The organism is Myxococcaceae bacterium JPH2, from assembly GCA_016458225.1.
Classification (GTDB): domain Bacteria; phylum Myxococcota; class Myxococcia; order Myxococcales; family Myxococcaceae; genus Citreicoccus.
On sequence record JAEMGR010000019.1, the window covers coordinates 36,616 to 48,079 of the forward strand.

Annotated in this window: 10 protein-coding genes; 4 read left to right on the forward strand and 6 right to left on the reverse strand. The window is 70.5% G+C overall.

Annotation, left to right across the window (positions count from 1 at the left end):
* Positions 1-61 precede the first annotated feature (61 nt).
* Positions 62-1,066 (reverse strand): fatty acid desaturase, encoded by a 1,005-nt coding sequence (locus JGU66_25650; GenBank protein ID MBJ6764174.1) that lies wholly within the window; start codon positions 1,064-1,066, stop codon positions 62-64.
* A gap of 302 nt (positions 1,067-1,368) precedes the next feature.
* On the opposite strand from JGU66_25650, the gene JGU66_25655 reads away from it, so the two are divergent.
* Positions 1,369-1,905, forward strand: coding sequence for a hypothetical protein (locus JGU66_25655; protein ID MBJ6764175.1), 537 nt, complete (start codon positions 1,369-1,371; stop codon positions 1,903-1,905).
* 39 nt (positions 1,906-1,944) lie between these two features.
* Here JGU66_25655 and JGU66_25660 read toward each other — a convergent pair whose 3' ends face one another.
* The 3 genes from JGU66_25660 to JGU66_25670 all read right to left on the reverse strand — a co-directional run bounded on the left by JGU66_25660 (position 1,945) and on the right by JGU66_25670 (position 7,365).
* Complete coding sequence (locus tag JGU66_25660) at positions 1,945-3,309, reverse strand: hypothetical protein (GenBank protein ID MBJ6764176.1); 1,365 nt, start codon at positions 3,307-3,309, stop codon at positions 1,945-1,947.
* A gap of 70 nt (positions 3,310-3,379) precedes the next feature.
* Positions 3,380-6,328: a DEAD/DEAH box helicase gene (locus JGU66_25665; GenBank protein MBJ6764177.1), complete on the reverse strand. Its 2,949-nt coding sequence runs from the start codon at positions 6,326-6,328 to the stop codon at positions 3,380-3,382.
* A 143-nt stretch (positions 6,329-6,471) separates the two neighbouring features.
* The gene (locus JGU66_25670) at positions 6,472-7,365 is read right to left on the reverse strand and encodes an NmrA/HSCARG family protein (GenBank protein MBJ6764178.1); all 894 of its coding nucleotides are present in this window, start codon (positions 7,363-7,365) and stop codon (positions 6,472-6,474) included.
* A 156-nt stretch (positions 7,366-7,521) separates the two neighbouring features.
* On the opposite strand from JGU66_25670, the gene JGU66_25675 reads away from it, so the two are divergent.
* The 3 genes from JGU66_25675 to JGU66_25685 are packed head-to-tail and all read left to right on the forward strand — an operon-like array spanning position 7,522 to position 9,367.
* The gene (locus tag JGU66_25675; GenBank protein MBJ6764179.1) at positions 7,522-8,100 is read left to right on the forward strand and encodes a TetR family transcriptional regulator C-terminal domain-containing protein; all 579 of its coding nucleotides are present in this window, start codon (positions 7,522-7,524) and stop codon (positions 8,098-8,100) included.
* A 10-nt stretch (positions 8,101-8,110) separates the two neighbouring features.
* Positions 8,111-8,734, forward strand: a complete 624-nt coding sequence (locus JGU66_25680; GenBank protein ID MBJ6764180.1) for a hypothetical protein — start codon at positions 8,111-8,113, stop codon at positions 8,732-8,734.
* A gap of 42 nt (positions 8,735-8,776) precedes the next feature.
* On the forward strand, positions 8,777-9,367 hold the full coding sequence (locus JGU66_25685) for a hypothetical protein (protein MBJ6764181.1): 591 nt from the start codon (positions 8,777-8,779) through the stop codon (positions 9,365-9,367).
* A 10-nt stretch (positions 9,368-9,377) separates the two neighbouring features.
* Here the strand turns inward: JGU66_25685 and JGU66_25690 are convergent, their stop codons facing one another.
* Together JGU66_25690 and JGU66_25695 are read right to left on the reverse strand one after the other, a co-directional pair.
* Positions 9,378-10,814 (reverse strand): DNA/RNA non-specific endonuclease, encoded by a 1,437-nt coding sequence (locus JGU66_25690; GenBank protein ID MBJ6764182.1) that lies wholly within the window; start codon positions 10,812-10,814, stop codon positions 9,378-9,380.
* A gap of 85 nt (positions 10,815-10,899) precedes the next feature.
* Positions 10,900-11,463 carry a gamma-glutamylcyclotransferase gene (locus JGU66_25695; GenBank protein MBJ6764183.1) on the reverse strand — a complete coding sequence of 188 codons (564 nt, stop codon included), beginning with the start codon at positions 11,461-11,463 and terminating at the stop codon, positions 10,900-10,902.
* Position 11,464 lies beyond the last annotated feature (1 nt).

Here is an 11,464-nt window from a genome sequence, read left to right on the forward strand (position 1 = left end):
CTCAGCCCTCAGGCGGGAGGCGCGGGTGGGCAGTGGAGCGCTGGGTGGGCGTCCTCGTGGATCAGGCCGCAGCGGCTGCGTCGCGGTAGCGGACCATCCGCTGTTGGATCGGATCCCACAGGTCCAACCGCAGGCACGTCGCGATGTCACGAGGGTGCAGGGTGGTGACGTGCGGCGTGCTCAGCTCGGGGATGGCGGCCATCGCCTCGGGCAGCCGGTAGAAGGGGATGCGCGGGTTGAGGTGGTGGACGTGGTGGTAGCCGATGTTGCCCGTGAACCACGCCATGATGGGGCCGCACTTCAGATAGCTGGAGGCCTCGAGCGCGCCCTCGACGTGCGTCCACTGCTCCTCGGGGAGCAGCCTCACGTCGTCGAAGTTGTGCTGCGCATAGAAGAGATACGCGCCCATCGCGTAGCCGAGGAACAGCGGGCCCACGAAGGCGGTGAAGTAGACGCTCGGCCCGAGCAGCTTCCACACCGCGATGGACAGCGCGACGTGGACGACGAGCGCCACGCCCGAGGCCCAGTAGCGACGCGGCGCGCGCAGGAAGGGCCGCAGGCACAGGTTGAGGAGGAACGCGGTGACGTAGCCGAACAGGAGCGTCAGCGGATGCCGCTCCACCCGGTAGCCCAGGCGCTCCAGCGGGGAGGCCTTGCGCCAGGTGTCCGTGGTCCACGTGATGAAGGTGCCGGCCGCGTCGGCGGACAGGCGGGCCGTGTTGGCGTGGTGGTGGTTGTGCGTGTCGTTCCAGATGCGCGCGGGCGTGAGCATGAGGATGCCCTGCAGATGGAACATCGCCTGCGTCAGCTTCGACGCGCCCGGCACCAGGGCGCCATGCATGAAGTCATGGTAGAGGATGAACGCGCGCACGAGGATGAGCGCCTCCAGCACGCCGCCCAGGATGCGCAGCGGCAACCAGGGAGCGGCGGCGGCCATCACCATGGCGCCCGCGAGCGCGAGCACCGTCGAGGCGATGTTCCACCGCGCCCGAGCCCCGTCGGGTTGGGCGAAGGGGCGGGTCCGGGTGATGAGGTCCTTGCTCGCGCTGAGAGCTGTACGTTCCATGGATGGGGAGCTCCGAGGAGTCGCCGCGGCATCCGGCCACGGGAAAGCTTGCCCCAGCGTTCTGGCATTCCCATGTCATGGCGAAGTCAGCCCGCGATTTGACGCGCCATGCCACGATTCAGCGGCGAGCGACCGCTCAGTAGGCCGCCCGAAGACGTCGAGCGCCGACCTCGGAATTGGCGGAGGGAGGAAGGCGGCGCTGGGTTCGCGTAGCGCCTGAAGCTTCCAGAGCCTCGTGGCACATTGGCTCGGAATGAGAGCTCAGCTCACCACGCTCATGGCCCCCGAAGACCGCGGGTGCGATGACGGCCTGGTACAACTCCCTGGTTCGGTGGCTCAAGGCGAACTTCAAGAACTCGTGTGTATCCGCCTCGGACTTCAAGCCCGAGGTCGGCAGTCGCGAGCACAGGGTCTGGGTCGGCCCGCACGCCATCGAGCGGTCACGACGCGGATGCAAGCTCAAGCAGAGCGGTCCGCTCGAGTTCTCACTGCACTACTTCGACCCCGCCGATGAGGACCAGGTCCTGGCGAGATACCGGGAGCCCAAGAACCTTCTCCTCGTGGGGCGCGTGACCCATGCCGGCGAGGTGGTGGACCCGACGCTGCGCAAGCAGGTCTTTCGCGTCGAAATGGAGAACGGCGCACCGCTTCCGAGTTTCGAGGGGCCGTTCATGTCCTCTCATCCTGAACCCAAGCCCGGCGATGAGGTGGCCTGTGTGTTCAATGAGAACATCTTGGGCAGACACCCAGAGCCGTGGGAATCGCGAGAGCTCAAGAGGCTGCCCCCGAAGAATCGTGAGCGGATTCTTCAGGGCCTTCGCAAGACATGGCGCCTTTGAGCCGCTGGCCCGGTCGTGGCGGGCCGCGCCAGGGCCTCCTCAGCGCTCGCGAATGACGACGAGCGGCGTCAAGGAGCCGCCCTGCGCCACGTTCACCACGGCCGCGGTGGACAGCCGCACGAGGCAGGACTCCTGCCTCGCGTCGTTCCACACGAACGGGTTGAGGTCCGAGTAGAGCGATTCGAAGTGGAGCTGTCCGTCCTCGAAGTAGGGGAAGCGCTCGCGCGGCGTGGTGACGCGCTCCTGGACGACCCACGTCTCCTCGCGCGCTTGCTGGAGCGTCGTGCGCCAGTGCTCCGCATCAGTCTCCCAGCCCAGCGTGACGCTGGTGCCGCCGTAGTCCGTGGTGGGCTTGAGGACGAGCTGCTCGCGGTGCTCCAGGATGAAGGGCACCAGGTCCACGTCCTCGCCGCGATAGCGCGTGGTGCCCTCGCGCACCAGCCGCGTCCACGGGACGTGCCGCGCCACCGCCGCGCGCGACTCCGCATCGAAGAGGTCCGTCTCCGCCTGGGTGCTGAGGATGGCGAAGAGCGCCTTGCTGCGCAGCACGCAGGTGCGGAACAGCCCGTTCATGAACCACGCGGAGCCCGCGCGCAGGGCCTCCATGACCGGGTGCTCGGGGCCGCAGCCGATGACGAGTCCGCCAAAGCCAATGGCGGAGATGAACGTGACGGCGTCGATGCGCAGGTCGCGCAGGAAGAGCTGCCCGTCGCGGTGCGACCACTCATCCTCGGAGGTGACCAGCTCCAGGAGGATGCCCTGCGCCTGGAAGTACGCCTGGAGGACCTCCTCCTCCTCGGAGTCGTCCGGGCCCGCCGGCCCGAAGAAGGCCATGCGCAGGGGCCCGGTGCGTCCCGTGCGCGCGTGGTTCTCTCGCAGCGCCTCGATGTAGTGAGGCGCGTAGCACGGCGCGCTCACGGCGTAGCGCTGCGAGAACGACTCCATGATGGGGGTGGCGTGGAAGACCTCGGCGAGGTCATGCGTGCGGAACAGTCCACCCGGCGCGGTGTTGTACTCGATGAAGCGCAGCACGCCGGACGCGTCCATCAGCCCGTCCATGCGCCCGATGACGCTTGGCAAGGGCGAGTGCGCGTCCACCGCCGCCAGGAGGTCCACCCACTCGGGCAGGGCCAGCTCGCGGCGGAAGGGTTCGTCCCGACACGCGCGCTGGAACACCACCTCCAGCGCGCGGTTCACCGCGAGGGTCGCGCGCTGAATCTCGCGGTGCTGCTCGAGCGTGATGAATCGCGGCCGAAGCGCGCGGTACAGCGAGCGGCCCTGGCGTCGCAGCGAGGTGCGGGAGGAGACCGCTTGCAACAGCTGCTCATGGGTGCGGCGCAGGACATCGCCCTGGAGCAGGTGCTCATAGTGGGCGACGGCTTCGGCAATCACGTTGCGGGACATGGGTGCGCTCCGGAGGTGGACGCCATGCGAAGAGAGGAGGTTGAGCCTCCTCCCCGCATGGATTCAAGCCTCAGGAGAACAACTCGAGCAGGTCCTGGCGGGTGATGGAGGTCGCGGCCGACGCCTCACTGAGGGCGGCCTCGAAGAGCGCGCGCTTCTTCTCCTGGAGCCCGAGGATGCGCTCCTCCACGGTCCCCTGAGACACCAGCCGGTACACCATGACGGGGCGCTCCTGCCCGATGCGGTGCGCGCGGTCCGCGGCCTGGGCCTCGGCGGCGGGGTTCCACCAGGGGTCCATGAGGAACACGTGGTCCGCCGCGGTGAGGTTGAGTCCCGTGCCACCCGCCTTGAGCGACATGAGCAGCACCGGTGCGCCGTCCGCGCCTTGGAAGCGCGAGGTGACGTCGCCGCGGTTGGCCGTGGTGCCGTCGAGCCGGTCGAACGCGATGCCCGCGGTCTTCAGGTGCGGCTCGACGAGATCCAACAGCGACGTCCACTGCGAGAACACGAGCGCCTTGTGGCCCTCGGACACGGCGGTGGTGAGCGCCTCCACCAGCGTCTGGACCTTGGACGAGGTCGCGGCGTGCTGTCCGGGCACGAGCGCCGGGTGGCACGCGGCCTGACGCAGCCGGAGCAGGGCCTCGAGGGCCTTGAGGACGCTGCCGCCCTCATTGAGCAGGGCGACCACCTCGGCGCGCGTCGCGGCCATCACCGCGTCGTAGACGGAGCGCTCGCGCTCATCCAGCGACACGTGCATGACGGAGTCGGTGCGCGGCGGCAGCTCGGGGGCGACGTCGCGCTTGAGGCGCCGCAGGATGAACGGGCGGATCCGCTTGCGCAGCTGCTCCGCCGCGCCGGGGCGTCCCTCCGAGATGGGCTGCGCCACCTTCTCGTCGAACTGGCGCCGGCCGCCGAGCAGGCCGGGGTTGGCGAAGTGCATGAGGCTCCACAGCTCCTCCAGCCGGTTCTCCAGCGGCGTGCCGCTGAGCGCCAGCCGCAGGTTCGCCTTGAGTCCGAAGGCGGCGCGCGCCACCTGACTCTCGGGGTTCTTGATGGCCTGGGCCTCGTCCAGCACCACCGCGTTCCAGGTGCGTCCGGCCAGCACGGCCGCATCCAGGCGCAGGATGGCGTAGGTCGTGAGCGTGACGTCCGCGCCGTCATCCAGCGCGCGGCCGGGGCCGTGGTACGTGCTGACCTTCAGCGAAGGACGGAAGCGCTGAAGCTCCGCGGCCCAGTTGGGCAGCACGCTGGTGGGGCAGACGATGAGCGAGCGGGTGCCGAGCACGCACATCGTCTGGAGTGTCTTTCCCAGACCCATGTCGTCCGCGAGGATGCCGCCGAGCCCCGCGTCGCGCAGGAAGGCAAGCCAGCTCACGCCCTGCTGCTGATAGGGGCGCAGCGTGGCGGTGAGGTCGGCGGGGAGGGTGGGGGCCGGGAGCTTCTCGAAGCCCTCGACCAGCGGCGCCAGGCGCTCGAGTCCAGGAGGCGGGGGCTGCTCCAGCGTCTCGCAGAGCGCGGTCAGCTCGGGCAGCGCGTGGTTGGACACGCGCCCATCCGCCTGTCGCGCGGCGAGGAGATCCGCCACGCGCTGGCCATTCTTGTCGAGCCACGCGCGAGGCAGCGGCGCCCAACCGCCACCGTCGAGCGGCACGAGGCCCAGTCCCTCGGTCCAGGCGCGGAGCACGGCCGCGGCCTCCACGGTCTGCGTGCCTCCCTTGCCGCCCTCCACCTGGAACTCGAGGGTGAAGCGCACGTCGGGGACGCCCGACTCGGAGGCGCCGCCTTCGACACGCAGCGACGGGAGCAGCCGGACGTTGGGGCTGACCACGCCCGCCGCGTCACCCGTGAGGTCGCCGCGCCAGCGCCGCAGCTTGTCGGCGAAGCGCACCATCTCCTGCCCCTGCACGGTGAGCCGGCGTCCCGGGATGAGGTTCAGCTCCTCGCGGAGTTGATGCAGGAGGCGCTGCTCGGCGGCCTCGTCGCGCAGGGGGACGGCGCCGCGCAGGTAGACCATGCGGCCCGCGTCCACGCGAACCGTGGGCGGCGCGCCGTAGACGAGCGTGGGCAGCACGGACAGGCCGGAGTCGAGCTGGTTCAGCTCCATGAGGATGCGCGGCTTGAGGTCGCGGTCGATGGGCGGCAGGCGCTTGCTGCGGACCTCGACGGGGATGCGGCGGCCCAGCTCGGGCAGGACCTTGGAGGTGATTTCTCCGAGCTGCTCGGGCGCGTAGTTCCGGACGATGGGCAAGTGCTGGAGCCACGGGCCCGTCATCGACGTCTCGCCCAGGCGCGCGATGGCATCGCCACACAGCGCGACGCCCGGGCTGAGGATCTCCTCGATGCGCGCGTCCTTGGTGACGGTCACCACGAGCTGACCGCCGCGGTCCTCGACGACGGCGTGGGGCAGCACGACCTCACCGGCGATGGCGACGGGGCGACCATCGAGGAGCACGTTGCGCGAGGGCTCCAGCACGCGCAGCAGCGCCTCCAGGGACTCGGGCGAGATGGCGCCTCGCGTGCGGCGCTCGAGGAGTCGATCCGCGAGCAGGTCGGACTGCTCGACCTGGAGCGTGGCGGCCTGCGCGGGCTTGGCGAGGATGGCGGCGATGCTGCCGTCGAGTGGCTCCTCGGAGCCGTCCGCGTGCGCGATGGCGCGGTGGAGCTGGAGGCCGCCGTCCACGCGGGTGAAGCGGTACACGATGCGCGACCACTTGCTCGCGGCGGGAGCCAGCGGCGTCTCCTGCTTCTCGGCCTGCTGGATGGAGATGGCCGCGGCGACGACGTGCTCACAGGGATCCACGCGGCTGGGGCAATCGCACTCCCACGCCTCGTCGTTCGGATAGAGCGCGACGGTGAGGGCCACGGGCCGGCCCGGCGAGCGAACGCGGAGTTCTATCTCGGACTCCGTCTGGGACTGGAGGACCACGGCGCCCGCGCGCGCGAGGTTGACCCCGTTGGACCAGATGCCAGGGCGGGCGGCCTTACGGACGGCTTCGAGCAGTTGAGCGGTCGCGGACATGGGAGGGGCGACTCCCTACGCTCAGCCGGCGCGGGGTGCAACGGCCATGCGGCGCGAGCCTCCCGTTCGCTGCTGGATGCCACACGCCGCGCGCCCCCAGCGTCGAACCTCCGCGGGGGACGCAAGGCGGGGAGGGCGGTGGGTCAGGCGTCCCTTCGCTCACCGCGCACGAAGAGCGCCTGGCCGGTGCGCTGGAGCCACGCGTCGAAGGACAGCAGGCCCGGGTGCCGCGCGCGCAAGGCCGCGATGTCCGCCTTGCCGCCGTCGTCGTTGGCGAAGTCCACCAGCTTCAACATGTCGGGGTTCGACGCCACGAACTCACGGGGAATCTGCGCGTAGGCAATCTCGCGTCCCAGGGCGCGACCGATCGCCCGCGCCATCTGCGGCCCGGTCAGCCGGTCACCCGCGAGCTCCAGCGCCTCTCCGACGAAGCGCTCCGGTTGCGCGAAGGCGAGCGCGGCGAACTTCCCGATGTCCTCCACCGCGATGAGCTGGAGCCCTCGGTCCGGCAGGCTCAGGAAGCGCAACACGCCCTCGGGCACGCCGAAGTCGGGTTGGGCGAACAGCTCCATGAAGGCCATGGGGCGCAGCACGGTGGCGCGCAGCCCGAGGCGCGCGATGTGCTGCTCGATCTCCCACTTGCTCTCGTAGTGGCTCGCGCCCGTGCCTCGCTCGGCGCCGCCCGCGGACGTGTAGACGAGGTGGCGGATGCCCGCGGCCTTCGCCGCGTCCGCGACGTTCTTCCCGAAGCGAATCTCATCCGCCGACGTCACCCCCGCGGTGGGCTGGCCCTGGCTGGGCTGCACGCTGAACACGCCGTGCGCGCCACGCAGCGCCGCGTCGAGCGAACCCCGGTCTCCCATGTTGCCCGGCACCACCTCCACCCCCGCCCGCGCCAGCGCGCTCGCCGCCGCATGCGTGGGGTGGCGCACCAGCGCTCGGACCTTCCAGCCCTCCGCCAACAACTGGCGCGCCGTCGCGCCTCCCTGCTGCCCCGTTGCCCCCAGAACGACGATGACTTCGTCCGACCTGCTCATGTGTGCCTCCCGCCGGCTCGCCCGGTTCGAGGGCCACGGTAGGCAAGCAGGCGCCTCGATTCAAGATGACCGGTCGTCTTGAGTCTCGAATGAGGATGGGGGCGCGGAGGTCTCCGGTGCTTGACGCCTCCAGACGACCGGTCGTATTCCGAGGGCATGCCCAGACCCAATGTTCGGGAGAAGCTCGTCGCCGCCGGTCTCAAGACGCTGCTCCGGCAGGGCTTCAACGGGTGCGGGGTCCAGGACATCACCGCCGCGGCTGGCGTTCCGAAGGGGTCGTTCTACAACCACTTCGAGAGCAAGGAGGCGCTCGGCGTCGAGTGCATCAATCGCTACCTGGAGGGCCCCGACGCGCGGTCCGCGCTGTTGACGGAGGCCTCGGTGGCCCCTCGCGAACGGCTGCGGCGGTACTTCGCCGTGGCGGTCGAGACGATGGTGACGTGGAAGTTCGAGCGCGGGTGCCTCCTCGGGAACTTCGCGGTGGAGATGGCGGACCACAGCGCGCTCATCCGCGAGCGGGTGGCGCAGGGCTTCACCGCGTGGTCCAGCGAGCTGGAGCCCGTGATTCAAGAGGCTCAGCGCGCGGGCGAGGTCTCCGACAGCGTGTCCGCCGCGACGCTCGCCGCCTTCCTCATCAACGCCTGGGAGGGCGCGGTGTTGCGGAGCCGCGCCGACAAGAGCCGCGCGGCGCTGGATGACTTCCTGCGCGTCGCCTTCGACCGGGTGCTTCGCTGAAGGAGGCGCCATGACGCCGCGCGCACGACGTCACCTGGGGGTGGGAGTGCTCGCGCTGCTGGCGTGGGCCGGCTGGTTCCTGGAGGTCGTGGGCCTGCGCGGCTGGGAGGGGCTGGAGTGGCTTCGTCACTTCCCGCTCGCGGCGGTGCCTGGGTGTCTCCTCGCGGGAGGGGCGGCGTGGCTGCCCGTCCTGGATGCGCCGGGGTCGCGTGTTCGCAAGGGGCTGGCGCTCGGGGGCGCTGGGGCCGTGTCCCTGGTGGCCTTCGTCCTCACGCGAGATGTGGCGGGGCTGCTGGGCCCCCGGGGCTCCGGTGTGCTCGCGCTGGGCGACGCCATGTGGCGGGTGTGGGCCCGGGGCGCGGGGGAACTCGTGGTCGCGCTCGCCCTGGCCAGCGTGGGCGTGTGCGGGGCCCTGCGGTGGGCGGGCGCACCTCTCCGCTGGCGGACCGTGCCGTTGCTGGCCGTGGGCATCGCCGCGGTGCCCACGTTGAGCTGGCTGTCGATTCAGCTGATCCCCGCGCTCAATGGGCACCAGGATCTGATCCACGCGGTGAAGATGGGCTACCCGCTGTTCTGGACGGTCCTCGTCGTCTTCGCGGCCGTGTCGCTGGGGCGCCGGCCTGTGTCCCCCTGATGTCGTATCCAGCCCCGTCGGTGGCTGGGGTACACTCCGGGTATGACACGCTCGAAGAAGCTCTTGTTCCAGATTCCGGCGGTGGTCGCGGTGCTGGGCGTGGGGGTCGCGTGGCAAGCCGGGGCTGGGGAGTGGTTCCACCCCACGGACATCGACCGGGAGCTGCCGAAGGAGTCCGCGGACTGGTCGACCACGCAGTGCCGCCCTCCGCCCCACTACAATCCGGCCTATGACGACGCGCCCCCCAAGGATGAGATGGGGGGCTGCGAGCTGTATGTGGTCCGCGTCCTGGAGGTGCGGGACGAAGGCGCCACGCGCAACCGTCCGCCGCGCGTGCGGCTCGCGGTGGAGGAAGTCCTCCGAGGCCCCGCGCGCAAGGAGCCCATCCCCGCGGTGTTCACTCCGGCGATGGGGAAGATGCGCTGCGGAACGTCCGTGCTGGCGGATCGCGCCGCGGGCGTCCCGGACGCGCATGTCGCGGGCCCCCAGGTGGGCGCGCGGCTCATCGTCGCGGGAGGGTGGAACGCTCGCCAGAGCTGGTTCGAGGTGACCGGCGAGCGCGTCTGGGCCTACGGCGACGCGAAGCGCACCGAGCTGCTCAAGCTCGCGCAGGCCACGCCGGCGGTGCGCTGAGCCGGGTGCTTCAGGACGCGGGCGGCTTCAGCATCGTGAGCGACTGGTACGCGCTGCCGTCCTGGAAGGCGCCCAGGGCCTTGGAGTCCTTCTCCATCTTGGTCTGCACGGCCTTGGGCAGCTCGGCGTAGAGGTCCTGGCCGAGCAGTTCCTCGATGCGATCCACCGGAACGCGGGTGGACTCGAGGAAGGGGATGATGTCGTCCTTCTTCGAGGGGCCCTGCTTCGTGTTGGGCACCAGGTAGGCGAACATCGTCAGGTTGCCGTTGGGCAGCTCCAGCAGCACCGTCTTGAAGTTGTGCGTGGGGACGGCGATGCGGCGCGTCTTCGAGCCGGTCGTCTCGATGGACTCGGGCGGCAGCGGCTTGCCCTTCGCGTCCAGGAACAGGTTGCCGGTGAGGATGTAGGCCTTGCCGCCCGTGGCCTTCACGAGCCCCGACACGCCCTGCTCCAGCGTGCGCCACACCTGCTGGTTGTGGTTGCCGTACTGGGGCGCGATGTTGGTCATCAGGTGGCTCTCGTCCATGGCCTCCTGCGTGGGCGAGTCCTCTGCGGGCTTCATGTGGCCGCGGTCGAAGCCGGTGTTGTTGTAGTCCGAGTCAGTGACGCCCTTGGAGCCCAGGACGGGGTCCCGCGTGAAGGTGCTCTTCGAGCGGTTCACGGTGGCCGGCGTCTCGCGGATGTCCGACGCGGAGAGCATGTAGCTCACGAACGTGGGGACGTTCTTGCCCTGGTCGAGCGAGGCGCGGGAGTACTCCTTGATGAGCGACAGCCCGCTGTCGGTCTTCCCGGTGGCCTGGGGGCGGAGCGGATCCACCTCGCCAGCGCCCTCCGCCACGCGGCTCTCGAAGACGGCCGCCTTCTGATCCGGCACCCATTGGGTGTCCTTGAGCTTGCCGGCCTTGGAGTCGTTGATGAAGGCGTTCAGCTCATCCACGGAGAGCTGACCGTCGCCGTTGCCGCTGAGCTTGTCGGCGCGCTTGGCGACCGCTGCCTGCCACTTCGTGTCGAAGGCGTCCACGTCCGCGGTGTGGGCCCCGCCCTTGAGCTTGGCGTCCAGCGCGGCGCGCTCTTTCTGGAGCGCGGTGGAGGTGAGGAACTGCGCGTCCGTCGGCGCGGCGAGGTAGTTCTCCAGCTCGGAGGCGGACACGCTGCCGTTGCGGCCCCGGGTCTTCGTGCCGGCGCCATCCGCGGCCTTCATGAGGCGGCCCTGCCAGCTCGCCTCGTTCCAGCCGAACTTCTGCTGGAGGTCGGAGATGGACACTTCCTTCGTCTGCGTCCGGTTCCAGGCGCCCCCGGTCGCGGTGAGCGACGCCACGGTGGGCTTGGTCGGGGTGGACGCAGCGGCGGCGGGGCGAGGGGTCGAGGCGCGCGTGGTGGCTGGAAGCGTCATCCGAAGGTGTCCTCGTGGCCTGAAGGCAGTGGGCAGAGCGCCCCGCTTGGACATCGTCGGCGGGAACCCTCGCCCGGTTGCGTCACAGCGCGCTTTTTCCTGCGATTCCCCCCACAAACCACCGGAATCCGCGCGGTTATTACTTGGAGTTCGGTTTCCGAGCCGGCGGCAGCGGGGTGGTGGCGGGCTGGGAGCGCTGGAGGGTGTGGACGATCTGCGCCTCGGCCTGGAGTCGCTCCACGTAGTCGGGGGCGAGGCCGGCGCGCTCGGCGCAGAGCGCGAGGGCGACGAGGAAGGACTCGCTCACGGGCCCGGTGGGCGCGGGGCCGGGGCGCGCGGGCGGCGTGAAGGCCTGGGCGGAGAGGGTGGCGCCGGTGGCGGTGCGCACGCGGACCGCGCGCGACTCGGTGGCCTCGGCCATGGCGGCCTCGAAGCGGGCGACCGCGTCCCAGGACTCGGCGGGGAGGATGCGCAGCCGTCCCAGGAGGCGGCGTCCCGGAGCATCCACCAGTCGGGCGACGCGTCCGTTCCAGGCCGGGGAGGTCACGTCGTAGACGAGGTCCACGTCGAGCGCCTCGGCCAGCTCACCCTCGGGGAGGGTGGGGATGGGGGGCAGGCCCGCCCGGTGCTCGCGCGCTGTCGCGGGGGACAGGTCCAGGGAGAAGGCAAACCAGGGGCGCGTGGAGGTCGGGCCAGGAGGCATG